The sequence below is a fragment of the Melioribacteraceae bacterium 4301-Me genome (assembly GCA_041538185.1).
GTDB classification, from domain to species: Bacteria; Bacteroidota; Ignavibacteria; order Ignavibacteriales; family Melioribacteraceae; genus Pyranulibacter; species Pyranulibacter aquaticus.
In genome coordinates this window covers 29,838-56,099 of sequence record JBGORM010000007.1, presented here as the reverse complement: position 1 = coordinate 56,099, position 26,262 = coordinate 29,838, and the positions used below count along the sequence as shown (strand labels likewise).

Annotated in this window: 27 protein-coding genes; 17 read left to right on the top strand and 10 right to left on the bottom strand. The window is 32.3% G+C overall.

Annotated features, from left to right (window positions below):
* The first annotated feature begins 506 nt into the window (after positions 1-506).
* Positions 507-926 carry a MarR family winged helix-turn-helix transcriptional regulator gene (locus ABRY23_11965; GenBank protein MFA3783768.1) on the top strand — a complete coding sequence of 140 codons (420 nt, stop codon included), beginning with the start codon at positions 507-509 and terminating at the stop codon, positions 924-926.
* Between the two features lie 20 nt (positions 927-946).
* Here the strand turns inward: ABRY23_11965 and prmA are convergent, their stop codons facing one another.
* The 4 genes from prmA to purM are packed head-to-tail and all read right to left on the bottom strand — an operon-like array spanning position 947 to position 5,679.
* Entirely contained in the window at positions 947-1,795 is an 849-nt protein-coding gene (gene prmA, locus ABRY23_11960; protein ID MFA3783767.1) for a 50S ribosomal protein L11 methyltransferase, read from the bottom strand.
* Positions 1,795-3,258, bottom strand: a complete 1,464-nt coding sequence (gene dacB / locus ABRY23_11955) for a D-alanyl-D-alanine carboxypeptidase/D-alanyl-D-alanine-endopeptidase (protein ID MFA3783766.1) — start codon at positions 3,256-3,258, stop codon at positions 1,795-1,797. Before dacB ends, prmA begins: the two co-directional genes overlap by 1 nt.
* An 18-nt stretch (positions 3,259-3,276) precedes the next feature.
* Complete coding sequence (locus ABRY23_11950; GenBank protein MFA3783765.1) at positions 3,277-4,635, bottom strand: YchF/TatD family DNA exonuclease; 1,359 nt, start codon at positions 4,633-4,635, stop codon at positions 3,277-3,279.
* Between the two features lie 42 nt (positions 4,636-4,677).
* Positions 4,678-5,679 (bottom strand): phosphoribosylformylglycinamidine cyclo-ligase, encoded by a 1,002-nt coding sequence (gene purM, locus ABRY23_11945; GenBank protein ID MFA3783764.1) that lies wholly within the window; start codon positions 5,677-5,679, stop codon positions 4,678-4,680.
* A gap of 448 nt (positions 5,680-6,127) precedes the next feature.
* Here purM and hrcA point away from each other — a divergent pair, with 448 nt between their 5' ends.
* The 8 genes from hrcA to coaD all read left to right on the top strand — a co-directional run bounded on the left by hrcA (position 6,128) and on the right by coaD (position 12,171).
* The gene (gene hrcA, locus ABRY23_11940; GenBank protein MFA3783763.1) at positions 6,128-7,174 is read left to right on the top strand and encodes a heat-inducible transcriptional repressor HrcA; all 1,047 of its coding nucleotides are present in this window, start codon (positions 6,128-6,130) and stop codon (positions 7,172-7,174) included.
* A gap of 14 nt (positions 7,175-7,188) precedes the next feature.
* The gene (gene grpE, locus ABRY23_11935) at positions 7,189-7,911 is read left to right on the top strand and encodes a nucleotide exchange factor GrpE (protein MFA3783762.1); all 723 of its coding nucleotides are present in this window, start codon (positions 7,189-7,191) and stop codon (positions 7,909-7,911) included.
* Positions 7,904-9,019: a molecular chaperone DnaJ gene (gene dnaJ / locus ABRY23_11930; protein ID MFA3783761.1), complete on the top strand. Its 1,116-nt coding sequence runs from the start codon at positions 7,904-7,906 to the stop codon at positions 9,017-9,019. Before grpE ends, dnaJ begins: the two co-directional genes overlap by 8 nt.
* Before the next feature lie 110 nt (positions 9,020-9,129).
* Positions 9,130-9,561 carry a ComEA family DNA-binding protein gene (locus tag ABRY23_11925; protein ID MFA3783760.1) on the top strand — a complete coding sequence of 144 codons (432 nt, stop codon included), beginning with the start codon at positions 9,130-9,132 and terminating at the stop codon, positions 9,559-9,561.
* A 27-nt stretch (positions 9,562-9,588) separates the two neighbouring features.
* Positions 9,589-10,146, top strand: coding sequence for a hypothetical protein (locus tag ABRY23_11920; GenBank protein ID MFA3783759.1), 558 nt, complete (start codon positions 9,589-9,591; stop codon positions 10,144-10,146).
* Between the two features lie 7 nt (positions 10,147-10,153).
* Complete coding sequence (locus tag ABRY23_11915; GenBank protein MFA3783758.1) at positions 10,154-11,074, top strand: hypothetical protein; 921 nt, start codon at positions 10,154-10,156, stop codon at positions 11,072-11,074.
* 20 nt (positions 11,075-11,094) lie between these two features.
* Complete coding sequence (gene rsmD / locus ABRY23_11910) at positions 11,095-11,673, top strand: 16S rRNA (guanine(966)-N(2))-methyltransferase RsmD (GenBank protein MFA3783757.1); 579 nt, start codon at positions 11,095-11,097, stop codon at positions 11,671-11,673.
* 15 nt (positions 11,674-11,688) lie between these two features.
* Positions 11,689-12,171, top strand: coding sequence for a pantetheine-phosphate adenylyltransferase (gene coaD / locus ABRY23_11905; protein MFA3783756.1), 483 nt, complete (start codon positions 11,689-11,691; stop codon positions 12,169-12,171).
* Between the two features lie 78 nt (positions 12,172-12,249).
* On the opposite strand, the gene phnE is transcribed toward coaD, so the two are convergent.
* From phnE to ABRY23_11890, 3 genes are read right to left on the bottom strand one after another with little or no spacing between them, the layout of a single operon-like run.
* Positions 12,250-13,326, bottom strand: a complete 1,077-nt coding sequence (phnE, locus tag ABRY23_11900) for a phosphonate ABC transporter, permease protein PhnE (protein ID MFA3783755.1) — start codon at positions 13,324-13,326, stop codon at positions 12,250-12,252.
* Positions 13,323-14,084 carry a phosphonate ABC transporter ATP-binding protein gene (gene phnC / locus ABRY23_11895; protein ID MFA3783754.1) on the bottom strand — a complete coding sequence of 254 codons (762 nt, stop codon included), beginning with the start codon at positions 14,082-14,084 and terminating at the stop codon, positions 13,323-13,325. Before phnC ends, phnE begins: the two co-directional genes overlap by 4 nt.
* 3 nt (positions 14,085-14,087) lie before the next feature.
* Complete coding sequence (locus tag ABRY23_11890; GenBank protein MFA3783753.1) at positions 14,088-15,020, bottom strand: phosphate/phosphite/phosphonate ABC transporter substrate-binding protein; 933 nt, start codon at positions 15,018-15,020, stop codon at positions 14,088-14,090.
* Between the two features lie 339 nt (positions 15,021-15,359).
* Here ABRY23_11890 and ABRY23_11885 point away from each other — a divergent pair, with 339 nt between their 5' ends.
* From ABRY23_11885 to ABRY23_11865, 5 genes are all read left to right on the top strand, one after another.
* A complete protein-coding gene (locus ABRY23_11885; GenBank protein ID MFA3783752.1) occupies positions 15,360-17,453 on the top strand; it encodes a peptidylprolyl isomerase in 2,094 nt (697 codons plus the stop codon).
* 128 nt (positions 17,454-17,581) lie between these two features.
* Positions 17,582-18,292 carry a hypothetical protein gene (locus ABRY23_11880; GenBank protein ID MFA3783751.1) on the top strand — a complete coding sequence of 237 codons (711 nt, stop codon included), beginning with the start codon at positions 17,582-17,584 and terminating at the stop codon, positions 18,290-18,292.
* A gap of 128 nt (positions 18,293-18,420) precedes the next feature.
* Positions 18,421-18,996, top strand: coding sequence for a shikimate kinase (locus tag ABRY23_11875; GenBank protein MFA3783750.1), 576 nt, complete (start codon positions 18,421-18,423; stop codon positions 18,994-18,996).
* Positions 18,965-20,056, top strand: a complete 1,092-nt coding sequence (gene aroB / locus ABRY23_11870) for a 3-dehydroquinate synthase (GenBank protein ID MFA3783749.1) — start codon at positions 18,965-18,967, stop codon at positions 20,054-20,056. Before ABRY23_11875 ends, aroB begins: the two co-directional genes overlap by 32 nt.
* A 17-nt stretch (positions 20,057-20,073) precedes the next feature.
* On the top strand, positions 20,074-21,771 hold the full coding sequence (locus tag ABRY23_11865; protein MFA3783748.1) for a glycoside hydrolase family 10 protein: 1,698 nt from the start codon (positions 20,074-20,076) through the stop codon (positions 21,769-21,771).
* Positions 21,772-21,803: 32 nt separating this feature from the next.
* On the opposite strand, the gene ABRY23_11860 is transcribed toward ABRY23_11865, so the two are convergent.
* Positions 21,804-22,661: an alpha/beta hydrolase family protein gene (locus tag ABRY23_11860; protein MFA3783747.1), complete on the bottom strand. Its 858-nt coding sequence runs from the start codon at positions 22,659-22,661 to the stop codon at positions 21,804-21,806.
* Positions 22,662-22,732: 71 nt separating this feature from the next.
* Here ABRY23_11860 and ABRY23_11855 point away from each other — a divergent pair, with 71 nt between their 5' ends.
* The 3 genes from ABRY23_11855 to ABRY23_11845 all read left to right on the top strand — a co-directional run bounded on the left by ABRY23_11855 (position 22,733) and on the right by ABRY23_11845 (position 24,554).
* Complete coding sequence (locus tag ABRY23_11855; protein ID MFA3783746.1) at positions 22,733-23,308, top strand: DUF192 domain-containing protein; 576 nt, start codon at positions 22,733-22,735, stop codon at positions 23,306-23,308.
* A 161-nt stretch (positions 23,309-23,469) separates the two neighbouring features.
* The gene (locus ABRY23_11850; GenBank protein MFA3783745.1) at positions 23,470-24,042 is read left to right on the top strand and encodes a thioredoxin family protein; all 573 of its coding nucleotides are present in this window, start codon (positions 23,470-23,472) and stop codon (positions 24,040-24,042) included.
* Positions 24,042-24,554, top strand: a complete 513-nt coding sequence (locus ABRY23_11845) for a TlpA family protein disulfide reductase (protein MFA3783744.1) — start codon at positions 24,042-24,044, stop codon at positions 24,552-24,554. Before ABRY23_11850 ends, ABRY23_11845 begins: the two co-directional genes overlap by 1 nt.
* A gap of 109 nt (positions 24,555-24,663) precedes the next feature.
* Here ABRY23_11845 and ABRY23_11840 read toward each other — a convergent pair whose 3' ends face one another.
* Together ABRY23_11840 and ABRY23_11835 are read right to left on the bottom strand one after the other, a co-directional pair.
* Entirely contained in the window at positions 24,664-25,536 is an 873-nt protein-coding gene (locus tag ABRY23_11840; protein MFA3783743.1) for a mechanosensitive ion channel family protein, read from the bottom strand.
* 222 nt (positions 25,537-25,758) lie between these two features.
* On the bottom strand, positions 25,759-26,223 hold the full coding sequence (locus ABRY23_11835) for an EVE domain-containing protein (protein ID MFA3783742.1): 465 nt from the start codon (positions 26,221-26,223) through the stop codon (positions 25,759-25,761).
* Positions 26,224-26,262: the final 39 nt, after the last annotated feature.

Sequence of the window (26,262 nt, the reverse complement as noted above, 5' to 3'; positions counted from 1 at the left end):
CTTCAGCGTTAGCAGGGTTTTAATGATTACAATGAATTTTATCTTGATTATTAGAGACATCTGAAAAATAAAATTATCAGCGTTTATAATTCCCACGAAACCTGTCCTCCCACGAAGTGGTGAATTCTCAACGAAAGTGATGAGTGAAAATCTACTTTGAAAACAATGGATTCCCATTTTCACGGGAATGACTCATCGAATTTTTCAGAAGTCTCTATTAATTTTACTCCCTTATTAAAATATTCTTGATAATTTGTGAAATTAGTGTCCTATCTTAGAAAAAGTTAAATTTTAGTGTGCGAAATAAGTTTTTAATTTGTGGAAAAACTATTATTTTAATGGTGTTAAGGTTTAATAATATAAAACAAAAAAAGTCTTTCTTTTAATTCTAAACTAATGTATTTTAATAGTAAGTTTATCTATCATTTTCATAAAATGTTATTTTATGAAAGAGGAGTAAAACTCAGCCGATCAATTCATTTATCAAACAAAAAAAGGAAGGGAGTATGGAGACAAGACATCAGCTAACAGTAGACCTTTTGGATAAGCTATCAAAAGCTTACGATAAATTCCGAAAGGTACAAATTAAACAGATGTACAAAGAAAAACTTACAGCGCCGCAATTTCAGGTTCTTGAAGTTTTGTCCAAAACTGGACCTGTTCCATTAAAGAAAATTAGCGAGGAATTAATGGTTACAGGTGCGAACATAACTTGTGTAATGGACAACTTAGAAAAAGAAGGATTAGTTGAAAGAATTCACTCTAAAGAAGATAGAAGAGTAATTTTAGCCGACTTAACTGAAAAGGGGAAGGCGAAAATCAACTCAATTATGCCGACATATTTAGAGAACATTTCAGCTATCACGAATGCACTATCAGAACAAGAGCACAAGGAACTAATAAACTTGTTAGCAAAGTTGAGTTAATAATCTAATTGCAACAAATTCTAAGCAGAGGTAAAAACAATAGCGAGCCATTCGTCTTTATACTTTTTCTCGGCAAGCTGGAAACCTACTGAAGTGTACTTATTTATTACTTCTTTTTCATCATTTAATAAAAGACCGGATAGAATTAATCTGCCGGTCTTTTTTATTTTTGAATAAACATCATCAGCAATACTTAGCAATACGTTCTTGTTTATATTAGCTAAAATTAAATCAAAGTTTTTTTCTTGAATTTCATGTATTTCAGCTAATTGAATTCTTATCTTATCTTCCACCAAATTTATTTTTACATTTTCGTTTGCATTATTAAAGCACCATTCATCATTGTCAATTGCTAAAGCCCTTGCTGCTCCTAATTTTATCGAAGCTATAGCCAGTATTCCTGTACCAGTGCCTACATCAAGAACCTTATCACCTTTAACAATGTATTTTTCAATTAATTGAAGCATTAATTGAGTCGTTTGGTGTTCACCAGTACCAAAAGACATTTTAGGATCAATAGTAATAATTATTTGTCCCTTTTTTGCGTTGTATTCTTTAAACGATGGCTTAATCACAATTTTATCTGTCACTTCAATTACTTGAATTTTCTTTTCCCACTCTTCATTCCAGTTTTTATTTTCTATCTCTGTCTCAGTAACATTAAAACTTATAATTAAATTTTCTGATATTATTTTATTTAAGATACGTTCAAACATTTCTTTTGTAAGCATTGAAGATTCATCTGAATAAACTACCAGCTCTGATTCTCTTTCATCTATTCCTGTTATGTTCAGTTCCCATAGTTCGCCGGAAACTAAATCTGGTACAAATGGTTCGAAAACAATATTGAACTGCTTGAATTTTTTCATTATTGAAGTTGTGTTAATATCTTACATATTTTATCCTGGTACGAACGAGCTTCAGCGCTGCTACCCACAAAGTGCTGTACTAAAATTGAAAAACAAATCAAATGTTGAGACTGAGTTTGCAAATAGCCAGATAAATTGCTTACGCCACTTAACGTACCTGTTTTTGCTCTAATTTTTTGGTAGGTGAGAGAATCCTTCAATCTATTTTTCAATGTTCCATCTTTACCGGAAATTGGGAGTGAATTAATAAGTCTCTTAAAATTATCGAAATCATTTTTATATGTATGCTTTAGCAGACCAGCAATCAATTCAGCAGAAATTAAATTGTATTCAGAAAGTCCAGAGCCATCAACAATTTTATAATCTTTTGGATTAAATGAAGCAAGCGTTATTAAGCTATCAATCAGTTTAATTCCTTTTTTTGCTGTACCGGGTTTACCGTAAGCATACATTCCAATATTACGGAGTAAGAGTTCAGCGCTTAAATTATCAGATTGTTTATTCATATAAACAAGTAAACTATCAAGCGGTCTTTTGAATTCAACCAACTTGATTGCTCTCATTGGCAGCAGAAGTATATCTTTAATTTCGCCTGTTTTTATTCCATTCCTTTCAAAAATTTCTTTTGCTAAGGTTAAAAAATATTTTTCTGGACTAATTACATTTAGTTCTAATGAATCTTTAGGTGAGTTTACAGATAAATTACCGTAAGCAATAAACTCATTTTTATTGTTCATCCAATCTCTAGTTATTTGAAATGTTGAAGAATCTGAGTTAACAGTTTTAGATGTATTTACAAAATTATAATACTTGCTTTCCGGGCAAATTATAACTCTAACAGGATATCCAAGTTCACCAGGCTGAAAAATAAATTTAACTCCGTTCCTATTAATTGAAAGTGGTGATAGGTAAGGGCTATAAATCTCTGGATTATCATCCCACATCCAACCATTTCCCCAATACAAAGAATCCATAGCGCTTACATCAGCATAAATATTACCTGTAATTTTACTTATGCCCATTTTTTTTATTGCCGCAGCAATTGAATCTAAATCCTTTGTAGAAAATTCAGAATCATAGCCGCCTACAAATATTATATTACCATTTATAACAGAATCTTGTAACAGACCGTCATAATAAACTGAAGTAGTAAAATTGTAATCTTTAGGCAAAAATTTAAGGGCTGTTAAGCTGGTTAACAATTTTTGATTAGACGCTGGATGGAAAAGCAATTTTTGATTTTTTCGGTAAAGATATTTATCACTTGTAAGGTCATAAACATCGACTCCAATTTGACAGCTTTTAAAGAAATCATCATGCAAAAGAGAGTCTATTTTTTCGTTAAGATTCTGTTCGGTTATTAATTCCCCGGTAGTGCGTACAGTAGAAATTCCATGCGCACAAGAAATCAGCATCAAACTTAATGCAGATGCAACGATTAAATTAAACTTCTTTCTACTCATAATGGAATGATTATTTATTTAAAAATATTCTCTTAGTCTAAAATCCACTCCAAGTTCTTCAGTAACAAATTTCTTAGCTGCCTCAGTATCTACTTCGCTTAAACCAACTATTGACATTACCACATGAGAATACTTACTTGCCTGACGTGCAAAATTTAACATTTCAGCATGCATTTCTGGTTTTACTCTCATAAGTTTTGAATATTGGATTGGGTCAGTTGAATTTAAGCTTATTGAGACGGTATCAATTAATCCTTTTAACTCAGGAGTAATATCTCTTTTGTTAATAAAATTACCATGACCATCAGTATTTAATCTTGTTTTTCCACCATTTTCTTTTACGTATTTTGCGATTTGTTTTACAACATCCCATCTTATCGTTGGTTCGCCATAGCCACAGAAGACAATTTCTTTGTACTTCTTGGGATCACCAATTTCCTTAATATAAACTTCAGCCAAAGGTTCTTCTGATTTTTTCATTTTAAGATTATAACCATTAATAACAGCATCACCTTTTCTATCACAAAACACACAATCGGCGTTACATCGGTTCGTTACATTAATGTAAAGAGAATTTCCAATTTGATAAGTAAAACTTAATTTAGGTTTCATTCCAATTCCAAAAAGTTTATGAACATTATAAGAAGTTGCTTTTGCCACATCCTCTGTTCTTAAGTTATGAACTTCAGCAATTTTTTCAGCTATTAGTTTTACATGTGCTGGTTCATTTCGTTGTCCTCGAAAAGGTACTGGGGTCATAAAAGGTGAATCAGTTTCCAAGAGCAAATTTTCAACCGAAATACGGGAAAGAATTTTTCTCAGGTTATCAGCTTTTTTAAAAGTAACATTTCCCGTGAATGAAATAAAATGATGCATTTCGATAAGTTCTCTTGCATCTTCCAATGAACCTGCGAAACAATGAAATTGTGCTTTTAAGTTTTTGCCTTTATACTTCCTAATAATTTTCATTATATCATCGTTAGCTTCTCTATTATGAACAATAATTGGAAGATTAAGATGTAATGCAAGTTCAATTTGTGATTCAAAGGCTTTAATTTGTATTTCACGAGGCGAGTAATCGTAAAAATAATCAAGACCTATTTCACCAATAGCAACTACTTTTTTATTTTTTGCAAGCTCTTCTATTTGATTAATTGTTGAATCACCCCATTCTTTTGTATCTTGAGGATGAATTCCCACTGCAGCATAAATAAAGTCATGTTTTTCTGCAAGCTCCAAAGCTGAAACTGAAGAAGCAAGATTAGTAGCGGGAACTATAATATAATCTATACCTGAATCTTGGGCTCTGTTTATCACATCTTCCAAGTCGCTGTTAAAATTTGGATAAAATAAATGAGCATGTGTATCTATAAACATAAGTTGCTTTCTTTTAGTTATTGAACAAAATAAATATACTGTTTATAATTTCTTAATCTCACCTATAACAATTCCCTTTTCACCCTTTTTTTCTGCTATTGTAATCACTTTATCAGCTACATTTTTTCCTACAATTGCAACCAATCCTATTCCCAAGTTAAAAACTTCACGCATCTCTTCATCTGGAATTTTCCCAGTTTTTTTGATGAGTTTAAAAATCTGAGGCATCTCCCAAGCATCCCAATTTATATAGAGATCCAAATTTTTCGGCAGAACTCTTTTTGTGTTCCCAATTATTCCTCCACCCGTTATATGTGCGAAAGCCTTAACTTTAGATTTTCTTGTTAATTCTTTAATCAAACTCAAATATGATTTATGAATTCTTAAAAGTTCCTCTCCTAAAGTAGAATTTAGGATATCAATTTTACTGGTTAGTTTAAATTTTTTAAGCAACACTTTTCTTGCAAGTGAATAGCCATTTGTATGCAATCCATTTGAAGCAAATCCAATTACAACATCCCCACTTTTAACTGATGAGCCATTAATTAATTTGTCTCTATCCACAATGCCGATAATTGTCCCGGAAATATCATATTCATTTTTTTTATAAAAGCCGGGCATTTCAGCGGTTTCTCCGCCAATTAAAGCCACATTATTTTCTTTGCAAGCTTTTGCAAATCCTTTTATAATTTGGGTTGCCGTGTTTACATTTAACTTTCCAAATGCAAGATAATCCATAAAAAAATGAGGGTCAGCACCGCACACTGCAATATCATTTACACAGTGATTTACCAAATCTTGCCCAATAGTATCGTGCTTATCCATCATAAATGCTATTTTTAGTTTTGTGCCAACACCATCCACACTGGAAACCAGCACTGGCCGATGGTACTTTTTCAAATCAATATTATAAAAAGCGCCAAAGTAACCAATGCCCGATAAGACATACTTATTAAAAGTTCTGCGCGCAATTTGTTTAATGCCGGCAACAGTCTTATCACCAGCTAAAATATCCACACCAGCTGATTTATATAAATTACCCAACTTTACCTCGTTTGTTTCAGCAAAATAAAAATTGTCGTTTTATTGACTGCCAAAATAAAACAATATACTATAAATTAATAGTTCACAAAGCCTTTTGAAACTTTAATTAGAATTTTTCTGTTAAAATTTCCGTTTAGAAATGATTCTTAATCACATTTTCTTCATCTAATAAAGAGTTCCTAAGCTATCATAGAGATAATAAATGCATCTTTTGGATTGAAAACAATTATTAGAAAATGCTGTTGAACTGTATTAGTAAAAGGCATCATTTAGCAAGTTAAAAATTCAAGTTATTTTTCTTATGAAATGAAAATTCAAAAAAATATTTTGTTTTCTTTGACAAGCGATTTAATTATCGTAGTAACTGGTCAAGTGAAAAATTTGCCATTTTTTAATAGTTTTGCGAGTTGACACTAATGATTTTTTTAGAAATTTTAAGAATTGACTTATGACTGAGAATATTTTAAAAGAAAGAGAAAAAGCCATACTCAGATACGTGATTCACCAGTTTATTTTAAATGCTATGCCGGTAGGTTCAAGATTAATATCAAAAAAATATAACCTTGGGCTTTCCTCTGCAACAATTAGGAACATAATGTCTGACTTAGAAGAAATGGGATATTTAGACCATCCTCACACTTCAGCTGGGCGTATTCCTACTGACAAAGGTTACAGAGTTTACGTTGATTCGTTAATGGATCCGCCGGTGTTAGATAGAGAAGCAAAAAAAATTATAGACATGAATTTCGAAACACAATTTTCTGATGCTGAAGAGCTGCTTAGAATAACATCATACGTTTTAAGTGAATTGACCAATCAATTAGCATTGGTCACATATCCCAAGTTCGACCAGGCGGTGCTGGAGAAAATTCAAATTGTACGTCTTTCATCTACTAGAGTTTTAGTTGTTGTTAGTATTAGGTCGGGTATGGTAAGAACCATCACCTTAGAAATAAATGCTGAATCAAAAGAGGAACACATTGAATTAGTGCAAAACTACCTTAACGAAAAACTTTGCGGGTTAACTTTCACAGAGATAAAAAACTCATTTGAAGAAAGGATGCGCGATGTTAACAAAGATTCCTTACAGCCGGTAATAAGAGTTTTTATAGAATCGGTCGACAAAATATTTAAGGATACGTCTACTGATAAAGCTTTAGTAACTGGTACCAAAAATATTTTGAAACATCCGGAATTCATAGACCCTTCGAACATTCAAACAATAATTGAGCTTATTGAAAATCAAGATATTATAATTCACATATTAGATAACAGAAGAGAAAATGACCCAAATAAAGTATCTGTAAGTATAGGTGGTGAAATCAACGATGAGAAGCTTTCGGAATATAGTATGATTACAAAAGAATACAGCATTGGTGATGTAAAAGGAACTTTAGGAATAATGGGTCCGAAACGAATGGAATATCCTAAAATGATTGCAACAATTGAATATATTGCAGAACAGTTATCAAAAGAACTTACACAAATCGGCTAAAAAACGGAGTTGGTATGAAAGGCAAGAAGGATGAAAATAACTTAACAAACAATATTGAAGAAACAAAAAATCAAACACATAATCAGAACGATGAGAGGAAAACTAAAACTGAAAACACAACAGAAGAAAATAAATTACAAGATACAGACTCTAATCAGCAACAATTAACAGAGGAACAAAACAATCAAACAAACTTGGAAAAAGCATTGAAAAAAATAGAAGAATTAGAAAAGCAAAACTCTGAACTAAAGGACCTGCTTTTAAGGAAAGCAGCTGAATTTGAGAATTATAAAAAAAGGATAGAGAGCGAGCAAAAAAACTTTCTAAGCTTTGCAAATGAAAATTTAATTTTAGACATACTTCCGGTCTACAACGACCTTGAAAGGTCGCTTATTCATATTGATGACGATAACAATTTTGAATCAGTTAAAAAGGGATTGAAATTAGTTTACGACAAATTTAGTAAGGTGCTGGAATCGCAAGGCGTAAAAAAAATAGAAGCAAAAGGATTGCCTTTTGATTTCAATTTGCATGAGGCCTTGATGCAACAACAGGCAGATAATGTTCCCCCTCATACCGTACTCCAAGTTGTTGAACCCGGCTATATGCTTAAGGATAAGGTAATTAAACATGCGAAGGTAATTGTTAGTCAAGATTTGCAGCATGATCAAGAAAAAGAAAGTCGAACTAATTTAAAAGACGATAAAGTATCAGAGGGAACAAACAATAATGAGTAAAAAAGATTATTATGAAATTTTAGGTCTGCCTCGAAATGCATCTAAAGAAGATATAAAGAAAGCTTACAGAAAATTGGCCATGCAATATCATCCCGACCGTAATCCTGGAAATGCGGAAGCCGAAGAAAAATTTAAAGAAATTGCCGAGGCTTATGAGGTCTTAAGCAACGATGAAAAAAGAAGTAAATACGACCAATATGGTCACAGCGGATTAAGGGGCGGGACAGATTTCCATGAGTGGAGCAATGTTAACGACATATTCAGCCATTTTTCAGATATCTTTGGAAGCGCCTTTGGCGGTTCAATCTTCGATGATTTCTTTGGTACTTCTACATCTCAAAGAACAAGACAAAAAACCACTGGCACGCCTGGCTCTGACTTAAAAGTAACTTTAAAACTTACCTTAGAAGAAATTGCAACCGGCACAACTAAAAAAATTAAAATAAAAAAGTATAACAAATGTGACATTTGTGGCGGTACAGGAGCTAGAACCAGTTCATCGTTTAAGACATGCCCAGTTTGCAACGGCACTGGTGAGGTCCGTCAAGTTTCAAGATCAATATTTGGACAATTTGTTAACATATCAACATGTAATAATTGTGGTGGAACTGGAAAAATAATTAACGAACCGTGTGCCAAATGTAAAGGTGAGGGAAGAGTTTATGAAGAATCAACAATTAAAATAAATGTGCCTGCCGGAGTTTATAACGACAGTTACATGACATTGCGAGGTGAAGGAAATGCAGGGAAAAATGGTGGTGCACCAGGTGATATTATAGTTGTATTCCAAGAATTGCCGCACGAGCATTTTACTCGCGACGGCGACAACGTTATTTATGATCTTTACATTAGCTACCCAGAAGCAGTACTCGGCACCGAAGTTGAAGTGCCTACTCTTACAGGTAGAGCAAAGTTAAAAATAGAACCCGGGATTCAACCTGGTAAATTCCTAAAAATGCGAGAAAAAGGAATACAACACCTCAATAGCCATGGCGCAGGAGACCAACTAGTAAAAGTAAATATCCACGTGCCAAAAAATGTAAATGCAAGAGAAAAAGAATTATTGAAAGAGCTGGCAAAAATGCCGAATATAAAACCTTCTAATTAACTTTACTGCTACTTTCTCCTAATGTTAAAGGAGGATTTATCAATCTATTTGACAAAATAAGTAGAACTCTTGGGTTTACTAAAACAGAAGCTAAGGTAATTTTCTTCCTGTTGGCTACTTTTTTTGTTGGACTTTCTATTCACATTATTAAAGACAAAAAGCAGCAACCCTATCAAAATTTTGATTATTCACATCAAGATAGTCTTTTTAATAGCATAAATTACAAGGATGAAGCCGAACCGGCCGAACAAAAAAATGTAGAAAAAAATATTGATTCTCAACAAGAACTTTTAGATTTTAGAAACAACAAAAAACAAGAGTCACTTTCAACAGAAACATTAGATAACGAAAAAATAAACATTAACACAGCAGGCATTGACAATTTAGTTTTGTTGCCAGGAATTGGAACTAAGACTGCAGAAAAAATTATTGATTATAGAAATAAAGTCGGAAAATTTAATAAAATTGAAGACTTACTAAACATTAAAGGCATTGGTAATTCTAAATTAGAACGAATCAAAAAATATATTACAGTTAAATAAATAATATTAATTCCGGAGGAAATCTAAATGCAGCAAAAAGGTGAACCTTGGTATCTTCATGCAGGATTATATGTTATTATTCTTATACTTGTTTATTTATTAATCCGCGTCGCAATAGTTGAACCGCAAGAGGTAATGGAAAAGGAAAAATATTTTAAAGCTGAATCAAGATTAAGAATGGTTAATTTACGCGAAGCCGAAAATCTCTGGCAATCTAAATTCGGAAAATATACAGATAAACTTGATAGCTTAATAACTTTTTTAAAATCCAGCCCGTTAGTAGAAGAAGCAATGAACAAAGTTGATTCCATAACAGGCAGGCCAGCTAATCCTTTTGTTAAGCTCTCGAACGGAGAATACAGCTGGGATTCCTTGGCTTTTACTCCAAAATCTCATCAGCCTTACACCTTAAAAATTGACACATCTACAAATTACGATACTGTAATTGACAGACGAGGTAAAATCGTAAGAATAGATTCGACAATTAAAATTGGGTCAAGGTATTTAATTGAAGACCCCGATGGCTACGGTAAAATAGGCGACCTTTATAACGATGCTCTAAAAAATACTGCTTCATGGGAATAAAAATGAAATGCCCTTGTTTCAAAACCATGCCGGCATAAATTTAACAAGCAGTAAAATTCAGTTAGTTGAAATTGTATATAAACAAAATGGTTTTTATCTGGAGAATGTTGATGAAGAAATTTTCGAAACAAGCTTTGAGGAAAGCTTAAATGAAAACGTTCTAATCACCATTCTCCAAAATTCTTTCAATAAAATATCTTCGCGCAGAAAGCTAAATTCTAAAAATGTCTCTTTCACTCTTTCCAATGAATTTTTTAAAATATGTGAACTGCCTTACGATGCTTCATTAATTAAAAAAGATTTGCTGAATCATTTCAAGTGGGAACTTTCCATACTCTTTCCACAGACGAACAAAGATGATCTCTATATTCAACATATTGAAGTGGATAAAAGTAATATACGCAAACAAAAAAAAGCAATTGTATTTGCATTAAGCAAAAAACTGATAAATGTTTTACATAATTTTTCTGTTAAAAACAGACTCGAATTAAGATTTGTCGACAATGCACATATAGCTTCTAATGCAATTATTGTAATAGAAGGGCTTAACTCACAAAACGAGACTGTTGGCAGTTTACTTTTAAATGCTAACAATTGTTCTATATCAATATTAGACGGCAACTACCCGGTTTATTTTAAGCATACTAACTTGTCAAATTCACTGCATGTTGACTTCATTAAAAGTGAGCTTACAGCCATTAGTGAATCTAAAAAAATAAACACTATAATTAAAAAATTATTTTTATTTGGTGACGCAGTAAATGATAATTTCTTAGAAGAATTGCGTTCAAATTTTAGTATATCGATTATAAGAACTAATCCTTTTACAAAACTTTTGACAGATGAGTCAATTCAAAAAAATAATTTCTTTAGAAAGAAAAATTATTCATTTTGCGCTGCGGCTGGAATTGCATTAAGAATTATTTAATTAGAACTAATCATTGTAAAATGAGAATTGTATCGGGGATTTACAAAGGAAGAATGCTAAAATTTCCCAATTCTAAACTGGTAAGACCAACGACTGACAAAGTTAAAGAGTCTCTCTTTAATTACTTACAAAACCAAATAGATTTCAATAACATAGTTGTTTGTGATCTTTATGCCGGTTCAGGTTCCTTAGGCTTAGAAGCTATGAGCCGCGGCGCTTCCAAATGTGATTTCGTTGAAAGTAATTTTAATGTTTCCAAAATACTAAAAGAAAACATAGAAAATATAATTACAGATAAAAGTTACAATATTTTCAAAATGGATGCGGTAAGATTTAGCAAAATGAAAAACCATGAAGAATATGACTTAATTTTAGCAGACCCTCCTTTTTTTAAATATGAAATTCATCTTATTGTGCCAAATTTGTTAATTAATCATTTTTTAAAACCGAACGGGAGATTAATTATAGAAAGGTCAATCCAGACTGAAAAAAAAGACATAGCAAGTTTTAAAAAAGAAGCTTTTAAAAGAATTGGCGACAGTTTAATTTACCAATTCTTTTGTAGCGACGTTGATCTTTTTAATAAAAGCATAACATAACTAAAAGGTAATAAAATGAAAAAAGTCATTTATCCAGGCACATTCGATCCAGTAACTAATGGTCACATCGATATAATAAAACGAGCATCTGAACTGTTTGATGAAGTGATTGTAACAGTGGCTAAAAATCCCTCAAAGACTTGTCTTTTTTCCTTAGAAGAAAGAATCCAAATGCTTGAAGAAAGTCTAAAAGATTTTACAAGAATAAAAATAGATTCGTTCGATGGACTTGTAGTAGACCATGCTAAACAACTGGGCGCAGTAGGAATAATAAGAGGTCTAAGAGCAATAAGTGATTTTGAGTATGAATTTCAAATGGCATTGATGAACAGAAAATTAAGCGACGGGCTTACAACAATCTTTCTAATGCCGCATGAAAAATATACTTATCTTAATTCAACTATTATTAGAAATTTAGCACAGTTCAATAGTGATGTATCGGATTTTGTCCCCCCACCTGTAGCAAAAAAACTAAAGGAGAAGTTTAACCAGCAATAAGGTAAAAGTAAAAAGGTAAAAGTAAAAAGTTGAAAGTGAGATGAGAGTGTAAAAAAGGTAAAGATTTCATCTCTATCATTAATAAATTGCTTCTCTTATTCGTGCGCTAATATAATCCATAATCCACACAACAACTGCAATTATAATTACTATCAAACCAACCTCGTGCCATTTTGCTAGCCCTTGATATTGAATAAGCATTGTACCGATACCGCCGCCACCTACTAAACCAATAACAGTTGCCATTCTTACATTTATATCCCATCGATAAATAGTAAACGATAAAAAAGGTAAAACAATTTGAGGAACCACAGCGTACCAGACAATTTGAATTTTATTTGCACCGGTTGCACTTATTGCCTCTACAGGACCTTCTTCAATGCTTTCTATAGCTTCTGAATATAATTTTGCATTGGATGCTATAGTGTGTACTAAAAGTGCAATCATTCCGGCAAAAGGACCAATGCCTACCCAAACAGAAAATATTATAGCCCAAATTAAAGGTTCAATTGAGCGAACAAAGTTTAATATAACCCTAAGCAAATAATAGATAGCAAAAGTAATTTTATTTTCTTTCATTAAATTTCTTGCTGTAAAAAAACTTATTATAAGTGCAAATGGTATAGAAATTAAAGTAGCAATTAATGCTATATAAATTGTCTCTATCATTGCAAAGAGTGCATCGTTAAAAATGCCATACTCAGGCTGAAACAAAGCAGTGAAAATTCGTTTTGCGCCTTCTATTCCCTCAGCAGAAAATAAATCGATTAACGATATTCTTGTTACAATCCATCCGGCAATAAATGTAATATCAAACAAAAAGAAACCATAAATCTCTACAGTCCATTTTGTTACTTTATTATCCTTAGCAATTCCAAAAATCTTGCATGAAATGGAAGTCTTTGAGTAAGTCCAAACAGCACCTATTATTAAGCTTACAAAGAAAATCATACCGATTTGCCCCCAAGAAAAAGGCATATCATTTAACTCGAGTATGAACTTATAATAAATGATACGAATTACAACAACAAGCGAGTAAAACGCAAAAAAACTTTCGAGCAGGAAAGCCTTTAAGAAATTAAATTTACTTTTTCTCATTAATTTTTGGTCGAGTAAATGTTTGGGATTAATTTCCAATTCAGGTTCATTTATCATTTTATTTCCACCTCTTCTGCTTCTTCGCCGTAAATTGTTTTAAACCACGTTTCGTTTATTTCTGAAGGCAAGCCTTCATAAACAATAATACCAGCTTTTAACGCAATTACACGTGTAGCATATTTTCTAACCAGGCTTAAAAAATGAAGATTGCAAATTACTGTTGTTCCTAATTCTTTATTAATTTTTTCAAAGTATTGCATAACCGAATTAGAAGTTGCAGGGTCTAATGAAGCAACTGGTTCATCTGCCAATAATAATTTTGGGTTTTGCACCAAACTGCGAGCTATAGCTACACGCTGCTGCTGGCCTCCGCTTAATGAATCAACTCTCAAATCAGCTTTCTCTTCAATTCCAACAATTGAAAGTGCTCTTTTAGCAGATTCATAAACTTCAGATGGAAATTTTTCCAACAACGAGGGAAACGTACTCATGCGTCCCAAACTCCCACTCAAAACATTTAACATAACCGATCTCCGTTTTATCAAATTAAATTGTTGAAAAACCATTCCAATTTGGGATTTCACTTTTCTAAGTTCAGCACCTTTGATGTGAGTAATATTTTTACCCATAAATTCTATAGTACCGGAAGTAGGTTCAATCAATCTATTAATACATCGCAGCAAGGTAGACTTGCCCGACCCGCTTAATCCAATTACAACTAAAAATTCACCCTCTTTAACATCAAAGCTGACACCTTTAAGTGCGTGAGTACCATTAGGATATATTTTATGAAGTTTATTAACACGCAGCAGCATATTTTATTTACCAATCAGTTTTTCATAATCGATATTTTGCTCCTTAAGCATTTTTCTTAATACATCATAGTCGCTGTCTTTGGTAGGGACAAAACTAACAACACCATACGCATCATATAAATCTTGTTGACCCTGTGGAGTTTTAACAAAATCCAGTAGTGCGTTAACGATTTTTTGTTTCATTTTTTCCGGCATATCTTTGCGAAAAATTACTGGATCGTTTGGAATTTCTTCGGTTAACCCAATAGTTTTTACTTTCTCGGCAACATCTGGAAACTGTTGAAGCACTTTCATTCTTGCATCTAAAATTTTACCTGTCTTAGGGTCAGGCGGTGAATAAAAACAAGCTCCAGCATCAACTTGCCGTTGATATACCATTGTAACAACGTTATCGTGTCTCATTGCAAAAACTTCTTCAGAAGGCTTTATGTGTTTTCGTTTTAAGATTGCCTTAGGCAAAAGGTAACCAGAAGTTGACGATGGATCCACATAAGCTATTGACTTTCCCTGAAGGTCACTTATACTATCTATACCAGAATCTACTCTTGCTAAAAATTGTCCTCTGTAAGTTGTTTCACCATTATCCCTAACTACTCTCAATAGTGCAGTAGCACCATACTTCTCGTTTGCCATCAGATATGCAAACGCACTTAAACCAATAGCAACATCTGCTCTGCCAGTACCAAATGCTTCAATTATAGCTACATAACTGCTTGGTACAGCTGAAGTAAAATAATAACCTGTTTCCTTTTGTAAAAATTCCATTAATGGTTTTGCTGTGGTTGTAAGCTTGTTAGCATCTTCCGAAGGAGTAAGGTAAAATTTGATGGGATTAGATTTGGAACCTAATTCAGCACTTTTTAAATGCCTTGAAACATTAATCAAAATAAAAATAAATATTGGCGACAGATAGAAAAAGTATTTTATTAATTTCATCAAATTCTAAGTTTGTTTAAGATTTTTATAATGCAATAAAAAATTAAAAAATAAGCTATAACGTTCAAAGCAATTTTCTTTTTCAGTCAAAAAATTAACTAAAAATTAATAGAGGGACTTAAAAGTAATTATAATTAAACCAAAAAATTCACGAGGAACCAATTTAGGATAGTACTGCAAAGAGATTCTTATTAACTTGCCAAGTAAGAGATAAAGCTTAGATAAGCCATTAGATAAAATGCATTTATATACTTGAAAAATAATTGCATTTAAGAGCAATGGTATCTAAATTAAGCGACTTAAAATTTAATTATATTTAAAAACGGAGGTAGTTTTGCTATGGGTATGATGGCCAGGATGCGGAATTTAGCGCCGTGGTTTATTTTAGGAGTAGGTGGTTTATTTGTTCTATTCATGGTTATAACTGATTCAAAAGTGCTTGATTTTATACAAACCACCAGGCATAACATTGGTTCTGTAAATGGCGAAGTGATAACAGACAAAGAATTTTCAGACTTTTTAGAAGCCGCGAGAAGAAACCAGCAAGCCGCAACCGGTAGAGATATTGACGAATCTCAAATGGACTTTTTTCGGGATCAAGTTTGGGATGCAATGGTTACCAGAAAATTAATAGATGAAAAAATTAAAGAGTTTGGAATAGTTGTTAGCGATGACGAAATTAGAAATCAACTGCTTGGTCCTAATCCCCCTGCAGGCTTAAAACAACAATTTACAGATTCAACCGGAACATTTAACAGGCAGCTTTACGAAAGCGCTTTAAGGGACCCGCGCAACAAACAAATTGTAATTCAGCTTGAAGACCAAATTAGAGAACAATTAGTTCAACAAAAACTTCAAGATTATTTATTTGCTTCTATTAACGTCAGCAATCAGGAATTGTTGGACCAGTTCATACAACAAAACATTAAAATGAAAGCAGATTACATCTTAGTTGATGCTAATACAATTCCAGACTCTACTATAAATGTCACTAAAGATGAAATAAAAAATTATTATGATAAGCATTTGGACGACTACAAAATTCAAGCACAGAGACGATTAAAGTATGTAATGTTCAGAAAAGTTGCCTCTAAAGATGACTCAACTGCAGTATTTAACAATCTCATTGCAATTGTTAATAAACTAAAAAACGACACCTCTTCTTTCAAAACTTACGCACAAATTTATTCCGAACAGCCTTATTCTAAAGATACAGTTTCAATATTAACCTTACCAGAATCCGCTAGGGACTTGTTACTAACTGCTCGTGTTGGTGACATTGTTGGTCCAGTAAAAACTTTTGATGGGTATACTGTCTATAAATTAGTAGATAAAATTAAATCAAAAAATGAGGTGGTTAAGGCTTCGCATATACTTATTAAATCTACTGGAAACGACCAGAATGATCTTAAAAGAGCAAATGAAATTTACCAAGAAGCCGTTAAAGGCACCGACTTTGCTAGTCTGGCTAAAGCCAATTCTCAAGATCCAGGCTCTGCATTGAAGGGAGGGGATTTGGGCTGGTTTGGCAAGGGCCAAATGGTTAAGCCATTCGAAGAAGCCGTTTATTCTGGAAAAGTTGGACAAATTCTTAAACCTGTTAAAACTCAATTCGGTTATCATATCATCAAAATAACTGGTAAAAATGATAACGATTTTGTAATTGAAAAAATTGTAAATAAAATTCAACCATCAGGAACAACTTTAGATAAATTGTACAACGATGCTAACGACTTTGCTTACATTGCAAAAGAAAATAGCTTTGAAAGCGAAGCTAAACTTATGAATTACTCAGTAATTGAAACACCGCCCTTTACAGAAGATGCAACTGCAATAGCTGGTATTGGTCAAAGTGTTGCATTAGTAAAATTCGCTTTTGATGAGGGTGTTGGAAAAATAAGTGATGTAGTGAAAGTACCTGCTGGTTATGTTGTTGCTATGGTCTCTGATATTATTAAACCTGGATTTAAAAAATTAGAAGACGTAGAAATAGCAATAAAAAACACGCTTCTAAGACAAAAGAAAATTGACAAGGCTATGCAAATTGCATCAACTATTCGTTCTAAGATTGGCGAAAGCACAGACTTATCTATTGCTTCACAAGTATACCCGCAAGCTAAAATAGCTTCTACAGAAACCGAATTCAATTCTAACGGTGTTATACCTGGACTTGGACGTGAGTATGCATTTTCCGAATATTCATTAAATGCTGAGTTAAACAAGCTATCACAACCAATTAGAGGTGTTCGTGGAGCTTTTTTAATACGAGTTACCTCAAGAACTGAATTTGACCAGCGTGCTTTTCAAGCTGCAAAGGAATCATTAAGAAATCAAATACTTCAAAGAAAAAAGAACTACTATTTTTCACAATGGATTCAAGACTTGAAAAAAGAAGCTGATATAGTTGATAATAGATACTTATTTTATAGATAAAACTATCTTTATCCAGTAAAGTGAAATAATTTGGAAGCAAACTGCAGTTATTTTATCAAAGCTTTACAGAGATAAAATAACTGCATTTATGCCCTTTTCTACCCCTTCTTTTTTTATATTTTCATATTATGATGAGAACTTTTTTACTAATATTTCTATTATTCATTCTTACAGCTTCATCACAAACCATAGCTCAGTATAATGAAGATAACTTTAGCCTATCGCTCAATTACAATTATACTACCACTTCTAAACTTTTTCTAAATCCAAATTCACCCGACCCTGTCTTAAGCAGTTCATATTTGGAACTAAATGATATAGGAAGTCTCTCGGCTGAACTGAGGTATAGATTCACTGAATCATTGTTGCTCGGTTTGAACTATGAATATATCAAAAAATCTGTTTCAAACATTAATGTGAGAGTAAACGGAATTATATTGGAAATGAAAGAAGGATATATTGTTACCCCAGTAGAATTAACACTCTATTATATTCTTCCTTTTTCTACAACGCACTTTAAGTTCATTATGGGCGGTGGCGGAGGCTTATATTTTGGCAGCGAAATAAGAAATTTGTTAGAAGCATCTGTAAACAATATTAGCAGAAAAATCGGTTACGGCATTCATGTAGTAACCAACATAGATTATTTATTTAATGACCACATCGCACTGCGCTGGCAGATGCGCTTTAGAGACCCGGAATTTCAAATGAAAAGTCAATATAATACCCAAGCAGTAACTTATCAAAACAGAAAAGTTTTACTTCCACCTTCCCCTTTTGAAACCAAGGTAAATATTGATGGAATTACTTTTTCATTTGGCATTGCAATAATTCTATAAGCTAAACCCTGCTAATTTTTCAGACTGGTTAACACCAGATTTTTAATTCTAATTAAAATCAAATTTTTCATTAAGAAAAATTGATTTAAATTAACAACTAAGAATTAATTACACATATTACTTTGTCTATGTTTATAAAGGAAGCAAAAATTTATTTAACAGGCTTTATGACTAGCGGTAAGAGCACAATTGGTCCAATATTAGCCAATGTGTTAGGATTAAATTTCTACGACTTAGATAAAGAAATTGAAAGAATAGAAAACAGGACAATTGTCGAAATCTTCCAGCAAAAAGGAGAAAAATATTTTCGCGATTTAGAAAGTAGAATACTTTCCAAATTAGCTATGGAAAAGGGAGTAGTAATTTCATTAGGGGGTGGAACTATAATTTCCCCTCACAACTTTGTGCTTATGAAAAAAACTGGAACAATTGTTTACTTGAGAGTTTCGACAGAAACTTTGTACAAAAGACTTAAAAATAAAATCGATCGTCCACTTTTTAGAGATTTAGTTCTTAGTGAAAAAAATGAAAAAGAATTCTTAAGACGAATAGAAGAAGTACTTAACAACAGAAAAAAATTTTATGAGCAGGCAGATATAATTATCGATTCGGAAGACAGGCCAATCGGAATTACAGTAGATGAATTAGCAAAAGCCATAAAAGAGAGCTATAATGAAAAGAATCAGCGTACAAGTACCCGGTAATAGTTATCCTGTTTACATAGGTGAAAACTTATTTAATGAATTGCATAGACTTGTGGATAAACACGCATTGCCAAAAAATATCTTTTTTGTTATTGATTCTAATGTTCACAAGATACACTATAAAAAAATTGAACGAATAGAAAAGTTAATAAAAGATAAGTCAAGTAAAATTATTATTGAAGCAAATGAGAACAATAAAACACTCAAAACTGTTAGTTATATATTCAGCAACCTTCAACAAAAAGGGTTTGGTCGTGATACGTTAATGATTGCTATTGGCGGAGGAATTATTGGCGATATAGCTGGCTTTGCTGCGGCAACATACATGCGTGGAATATCGTATGTTCAAGTTCCAACTACACTTTTAGCCGCTGCAGACAGTTCTGTCGGCGGGAAAACTGGTGTTAACTTTGGCAAATACAAAAACCAAATTGGTGCTTTTTACCAGCCATCTTTCGTCCTAATTGACCCCAGCTTCTTCAAATCCCTTCCGTTTGAGGAGCTGGTATGCGGCTTTGGTGAAATTGTTAAATATGCTTATTTAACAAACAGCTACTTTTTTAATTACGTTTATAGGCTTAGCAAAAAAATTAATTCATTAACTGCTAAAGAGCTTATTAAATTAGTTTCACACTCAGTAAACTTTAAAGCAAGTGTAGTAACAACAGATGAAAAAGAAAGCGGACTAAGAAAAATTTTAAATCTTGGTCATACATTTGCACATGCAATTGAAACAGCTGTTAATTACAAAATTAAACACGGCCAGGCAGTAGTTGTGGGATTAGCTTGTTCTTTTCACTTATCTTATGAATTAGAGCTTATAAGCAAAAGTCAATTGGATGAATTTCTTAAGCTCCTTATGAATTTTAAAAAATATGTCTCAATAAGTTCGATAGATAAAAGTACCACATACAAATCTATGTTCACTGATAAGAAAAATAGAGATGGTAAAATTCGTTTCGTATTGTTGAAAGCATTTGGCAAAATATTAGTAGACGTTGAAGCAAGTAAACAGCATATATTTTCGGCAATAGAAAAGGGGCTTCAAAACTTTTCTTAATAACATTTCCTAGTTTTATGGTATTAAAATTTCTGATTCTGCTTACTATTATATTTTTTTCTGACTTATATTCTCAGATTGAAAAAGAAACAAGAGCAGTATGGGTATCAACTAATTTCCGCTTAGATTGGCCGCCACCTACTTTTGAGTCGAACTTACAAAAACAATCGTTAATTGAAATATTAGACAATATTAAATCAAAAAATCTGAATACTGTTTATTTCCAAGTAAGAAGCAATGGTACATTACTCTGCAAATCATCTTTCGAACCGCTATCGCCTTATATTACAGGCAAAGTTAATGGTAAAGCAGATTATGATCCATTAGACTTTGCAATAGAACAAGCTCATATAAGAGGTCTAGAAATTCATGCATGGGTTAATGTGGTAAGATGTTTTTCGGGTAAAGATAATTTCATTTTAACAGACTCAAATCACATTTTTAAACGAAAGCCTCAATGGGTTGTTGAGTATAACGACAGCGGAAATATAAGTTATTGGTTAGATCCCGGCTTTCCAGAGGTTAGAGATTATTTATCCAATTTAATAACAGAAATTGTAAAAAATTATGATATAGACGGAATTCAATTAGATTTTCTACGCTATCCTGGCAAAAATTTTAATGATTCATTTTCCTATAACCAATACGGAAACAGTGAGCAAAAGGATAAATGGCGTAGAGAAAATATTACCAAAATTCTTGAATCAGTTTATGAAAAAATTAAGTCGATTAAACCCTATGTTAAAGTTGGTGTAGCTCCAATCGGCATATACAAAAATGAGAACGGCTATTACTTCGAAGGCTATGGAGATGTGTATCAAGACTCTAAAGCCTGGCTACAAAAGGGTATTGTAGATTACTTAGTCCCTCAAGTTTATTGGGGTATTAACGATAAACCAGATTTTGCAGCTTTAGCTAAGAGTTGGGTAAGCAGCAGCTTTAACAGAAACATTATTATTGGAATTGCTGCATATAAAAATAATGTAAAAGAACAGATAGATAAATTAATTGAATATTGCAGAGACATTCACAGTAACGGTGTTAGTTTTTTTAGATATTCTAACATAAAAGAGTATAATTTTAAAAGCTTTTCTTATAAGGCTATTCCTTCAGAAATGAGCTGGTTAAATAAATTTTATCCGATACCTCCACAGAATTTATCATTTACACTTTCACAAGATAATCCATATACTGTTAAGCTTTCGTGGCAAATTCAAAAATCATCTTCAAAGTATGATAGCGCCGTTTATATTGCCCTTTACAATTTGCCCAAACCTTCAGCAGGTGCAAAGTCTCAATTTCTACTAGATATTATTGATGCCAACAAGAACACAGTAACATTCGAGATAAAAAATCCCCAAAAAATTAACTACTACTTTGCACTGAAATCATTAAATAGATTCTGGCAGGAAAGTAATGAAACATCAAACGTAATTGAAATTAAGCTTAACCAACTTAGTCAGTTTGCCTATTTAGACGACTTATTACCAAAGCCAATGCTATTAAAAAATAATAATGACCATTCAGAAATCTTGCTTTTTTCAAAAGAAAAGGAAACTGTAAAGATTTCTTTTGGCAATCTTAACATGACAGAACGCCGAACAATTTATCCGGGTAAAAACGTTCTAATTATTCAAAATGATTTGACAGCAAGCCGAGAAATTCAAATTGAATTTGAAACCACAAAAAAGAAGTTCAACCTAAGCTTAGAATAAACATTTTTTGCAGACACAATCAGAGTTACTTTTTACATTGCTTTAAGGTATTTATCAAACCATTGCTTTCTTAACTCGTTGACTTTTTTTCTATAAGATTTCAAAAAGTGGTCTCCATTTTTTAGCAGAATTAAATTATGCGGCTTTCCTAATTGTTTTAGTTTTTCAGCTAACTCGATTGAGTTGCTAACATTTACCCTTTCATCTGCAGTGCCATGAAGTAAAAGCAAAGGAGTAGTATCAGGTAGCTTTTCAGGGAAATTTATTATAGACCTGCGTTTACATTCTTCTTCAAAATTTTGTGAATTTATTGCCCCATTAGTAATTTTAACTATATATTCGTTGAGAGCAATATCGTTTGAATCACAATGTAAATTCGAAATTCCACCGATTATAACCCCAGCTTTAAAAATATTAGTCCTAGTAAGTGTTAAATACGTCATCATTCCTCCTCTACTCCATCCTTCAATACCCCAACTTCTATTATCAGCAAAATTCAACTCATCAGCTAAGGGTATTAAATTTAAGACGTCGTTCACGTCACTTCCGCCGAATTCATCTATACCTTCGCTGCCGGCAGAACCTCTATATTGTGAAGCAAGTACAACGTAACCCCAGCTTGCAATTGTGCCAAACATTCCTCGAGCATTAAATTCATCGATAGCACCATTATTCCCCATACCACCTCTGCACCAAATGATGCACGGATATTTAGTTTTATTATAATTAGGATAAGCCAAGTAGCCAGAAATTCTTAGTCCATCTGACATATACAAAATTTTTTCAACGGTAGTTTTATTAAGAACTTCTTCTCCCCAGCCGCTTATCACCATTTTTTTCTGAAACGCTGTCAAGTTTATTGTTTCTCTTTTAATAATTTTGCTAACCATATTTTAATCGATTTTTGCTAAATTAATTTTGCAATAAAAAATGATTTTCTTCATTAAAACTTTTTAAAGCTATGTCGAAAAATAAAACTCAATCTTCAAAGAAACCCAATAAAAAGAAAAACCTCTTTGCTAAGATAGCTGCTGGACTTGTATTGTTAGCTTTTGTCGCTTACTATGTTTTATCACAATTCGTATTAAATGAATCTTCTTCTCCAAAGAATAAGGAACTAGAAAACGCTGTAAACAACTACACTGCCTACTCTTTTCATAAAGATGGTGAGTTGTCTTTTTTAGATGCGAAAGGTACTCTTATTTCTAAAATTGATATAGAAATTGCTGATACAGATGAAAAAAGAGAATTGGGTCTAATGTATAGAGACAAAATGGAAGAAAATAGAGGAATGCTGTTTATTTTTCCTCAAGAAACATATCAATCATTTTGGATGAAAAACACAATCATCCCGCTCGACATGATTTTTATAAATGCTAATAAAGAGATTATAAAAATTCAAAAAAATACTATACCCTATTCAGAGCAGTCTTATTCCTCTGAAAAGCCGGCTAAATACGTAATCGAAGTAAATGCTGGTTATTGCGATAGACATGGAATTAAAGAAGGCAATAAAATTACGTGGAGAGTATTATAAACAATTTTTTGAATGATTTTGAACTTGGCACTATTAGACATTATTTACAGATAAAATTCTTGCAGTGCAAAATTCTGTAACACTAATAGTCTTGAAAGTTAACCAAGCTACTCTTATTATAAAGTCAAAAAATTATATTACACTAAAATAGGAGCATAATTATGAAAAGAAATACATTCATAAGTTTACTTTTCCTTATTTTTTCCTTAATTAATACAAAAGCAGATGAGCCAATTAAAGTAACTAATTTTACTTTAAAAGATTACAATGGGAAAGAACATTCACTAACCGATTACAAAAACTCAAAAGCAATAGTAATAATTTTTATTGCTACACAATGCCCTGTTTCAAATGCTTACAACGAAAGAATGGAAAAACTTTACCAAGATTACAAAGATAAGAATGTAGCATTTATTGGTATTAATTCCAACAAACAAGAAAGTATTGAAGAAATAGCTGAACATGCAAAAAAACATAATCTCAATTTTACCATTTTGAAAGACACAGGTAATAAAATAGCGGATATGTTCAATGCCTCTGTTACACCTGAAGTGTTTGTTTTGAATAAGGATTTCAACATAATGTATCACGGAAGAATAGATGATTCAAGGCGCGGAGATAACATTCAGCATCAAGACCTAAGAAAAGCACTAGATGAAATTCTATCAAACAAAAATGTAAGTGTTAAAGAAACAAAAGCCTTTGGTTGCACAATAAAAAGGGTTGAACAATAATGAAACCCAGAGGGAATTTATTGACTGCATTATTATTTCTATTCTCCATTTTAATTTTAACTACAGACGAAGCACAAGTAAGAGAGCTCAAAGTTGAAAAAATTGACAAAAAGAAACTTGAGGACATATTAAAAAACAGAAACCAAAAACTATTGTTTTTAAATTTATGGGCAACGTGGTGTGTTCCATGCCGAGAAGAATTTCCCGATATAATTAAACTTGTTAACGACTACAAAAACAAACCAATTGACTTTTACGGAATTAGCATTGATTACCCGGATGAGGTTAACTCAAAGGTTATTCCTTTTTTGAAAAAACAAAAAGCAAATTTTACTTCCTTTGTTAACGGATTTGATAAGGATGAAGATTTAATAAACATGCTTGACAAAAATTGGAATGGAGCATTACCATCAACATTTATTTTTGATAAATCAGGCAAGAAGGTTTCACTGCTCGAAGGCAAACAAACTTATAAAATATTTAAGAACGAACTGGATAGGCTTCTTAAATAATTTTTTCGTTTTATAATTATCAATATTTTTTTATGGCTTTATAACTAAAAAGTTTGCCAGGATAAGCTTAAGCAAGAGATATAATTAAAACGGAAGCAGTCCTATTATACTATAAATTTTTTGTTGGAACAGCGACGGTAGTCCGTAAATGTAAATCTCTCTGTGGAAAAGGTATTTCAATCCCATATTCTTTGAACTTTCTGACTATAGCACAATTAATATCCGAACGTACAATATAATGACGTTTTGGGTCGTTAATCCAAATTCGTAATTTCATATTCCATGAGGAATCTGCAAACTCGCTTAGAAGTACATCAGGTGGTGGAGTTTTTAAAACTTCCGGATTTTCCGCAGCAACTTCCTTTAATGCTTTTATGACTTTGTCTAAGTCGGAATTATACGATACGCCGACTTCTATATCGACTCTAATTTTTGTATCACCGTACGACCAGTTTATTACTGGCTGTGAAATAAATTGTTCATTTGGAACAATTATGGAAATGTTATTTAACGTTTGAATTGTTGTTGAACGAATATTTATGTTTATTACATCACCTTCGGTATTACCGACTGTCACTCGGTCACCCACTTTTATCGGACGTTCAAAAAGAAGAATTAATCCTGCAACAAAATTTGATGTAATATTTTGTAATCCAAACCCGATTCCAACGGAAAGAAAACCAAGTATTACCGCTAATCCGCTTAAATTAATACCCACAAATTGAAGTGCAACAACCAGTCCAATAAATACAATAGTATATTGTGTTAACCGCAAAAGTGTAAATTGTAATCCATGATCAATATTAAATTTGTTTAATATGTTTTTCAGGATTTTGTTTTTCAGAAACTTAGCAAAGAGAATAAACCCAAAAATGATTAAAAAGAATACGAAAATAGATAAAATACTAATCGGGGTTTGGTTAATTGTAAATATTGGTGAAGTGATTATCTCTTTTATTTGGTTAATAGCTTCTTTTGTCATTTAAGTTTTATCCAGATTAATTATTGCTTAATTTACTTTATATAGTTAATCAAATCAATTTTATTTTACATCTATTATAAATTATCTGCTCAGTCTTTCTAAACAACTTTTTTCTTATTTATAAACGATTCAAAAAAATGTTTTAGAAATAAGGGAGTTTACAACCTACTAAGAGAAGCAACTGTCTTTAACTAATCTTATTGATTACTTTATTTATAAAAATTACAAATCAGCCATTTTCAAGATTTCTTCGAACTCTGTCTTAGTGATTGGCATTACCGAGAGGCGATTCCCTCGCTGTACAAGTTTCATCTTTTGCAATTTTGGATTTTGTTTTATTTCAGGTAGAGTTACAGGTCGTTTAAATTTCTGAACTAATTTAATATCAACCATAAACCATGTTGGATTATTTTTATTGCTTTTGGGGTCGTAGTGCTTGTTGTCCGGATCAAAAGCAGTAAAATCAGGGTAAGCTTCTTTAACAACTTCACAAATTCCAACTGCTGCAGGCGGTTCACAATTACTGTGATAAAAAATTACTTTATCACCTACTTTCATTTCGTCGCGAATAAAATTTCTTGCTTGGTAATTTCTAACACCGTCCCAGTACGTTGTTTGGTTCCTTGCCTTTGCAAGGTCATCAATTGAAAAAACGTCGGGTTCCGATTTTACAAGCCAATATTTTATTGCCATTGTTTCTCCAGCTTTTCAACTCAATTGAAATTT

Bases quoted from the DNA above. Each gene is read 5' to 3' on its own strand.
- grpE (MFA3783762.1), top strand. From the start codon at position 7,189: ATGAAAGGCAAGAAGGATGAAAATAACTTAACAAACAATATTGAAGAA.
- phnE (MFA3783755.1), bottom strand. From the start codon at position 13,326: ATGATAAATGAACCTGAATTGGAAATTAATCCCAAACATTTACTCGAC.
- aroB (MFA3783749.1), top strand. From the start codon at position 18,965: ATGAAAAGAATCAGCGTACAAGTACCCGGTAATAGTTATCCTGTTTAC.
- ABRY23_11840 (MFA3783743.1), bottom strand. From the start codon at position 25,536: ATGACAAAAGAAGCTATTAACCAAATAAAAGAGATAATCACTTCACCA.
- ABRY23_11915 (MFA3783758.1), top strand. From the start codon at position 10,154: ATGCCCTTGTTTCAAAACCATGCCGGCATAAATTTAACAAGCAGTAAA.
- phnC (MFA3783754.1), bottom strand. From the start codon at position 14,084: ATGCTGCTGCGTGTTAATAAACTTCATAAAATATATCCTAATGGTACT.
- ABRY23_11920 (MFA3783759.1), top strand. From the start codon at position 9,589: ATGCAGCAAAAAGGTGAACCTTGGTATCTTCATGCAGGATTATATGTT.
- ABRY23_11860 (MFA3783747.1), bottom strand. From the start codon at position 22,661: ATGGTTAGCAAAATTATTAAAAGAGAAACAATAAACTTGACAGCGTTT.
- ABRY23_11855 (MFA3783746.1), top strand. From the start codon at position 22,733: ATGTCGAAAAATAAAACTCAATCTTCAAAGAAACCCAATAAAAAGAAA.
- ABRY23_11950 (MFA3783765.1), bottom strand. From the start codon at position 4,635: ATGTTTATAGATACACATGCTCATTTATTTTATCCAAATTTTAACAGC.
- dnaJ (MFA3783761.1), top strand. From the start codon at position 7,904: ATGAGTAAAAAAGATTATTATGAAATTTTAGGTCTGCCTCGAAATGCA.
- ABRY23_11865 (MFA3783748.1), top strand. From the start codon at position 20,074: ATGGTATTAAAATTTCTGATTCTGCTTACTATTATATTTTTTTCTGAC.
- ABRY23_11845 (MFA3783744.1), top strand. From the start codon at position 24,042: ATGAAACCCAGAGGGAATTTATTGACTGCATTATTATTTCTATTCTCC.
- rsmD (MFA3783757.1), top strand. From the start codon at position 11,095: ATGAGAATTGTATCGGGGATTTACAAAGGAAGAATGCTAAAATTTCCC.
- coaD (MFA3783756.1), top strand. From the start codon at position 11,689: ATGAAAAAAGTCATTTATCCAGGCACATTCGATCCAGTAACTAATGGT.
- ABRY23_11885 (MFA3783752.1), top strand. From the start codon at position 15,360: ATGGGTATGATGGCCAGGATGCGGAATTTAGCGCCGTGGTTTATTTTA.
- hrcA (MFA3783763.1), top strand. From the start codon at position 6,128: ATGACTGAGAATATTTTAAAAGAAAGAGAAAAAGCCATACTCAGATAC.
- dacB (MFA3783766.1), bottom strand. From the start codon at position 3,258: ATGAGTAGAAAGAAGTTTAATTTAATCGTTGCATCTGCATTAAGTTTG.
- prmA (MFA3783767.1), bottom strand. From the start codon at position 1,795: ATGAAAAAATTCAAGCAGTTCAATATTGTTTTCGAACCATTTGTACCA.
- ABRY23_11880 (MFA3783751.1), top strand. From the start codon at position 17,582: ATGATGAGAACTTTTTTACTAATATTTCTATTATTCATTCTTACAGCT.
- ABRY23_11965 (MFA3783768.1), top strand. From the start codon at position 507: ATGGAGACAAGACATCAGCTAACAGTAGACCTTTTGGATAAGCTATCA.
- ABRY23_11890 (MFA3783753.1), bottom strand. From the start codon at position 15,020: ATGAAATTAATAAAATACTTTTTCTATCTGTCGCCAATATTTATTTTT.
- ABRY23_11850 (MFA3783745.1), top strand. From the start codon at position 23,470: ATGAAAAGAAATACATTCATAAGTTTACTTTTCCTTATTTTTTCCTTA.
- ABRY23_11875 (MFA3783750.1), top strand. From the start codon at position 18,421: ATGTTTATAAAGGAAGCAAAAATTTATTTAACAGGCTTTATGACTAGC.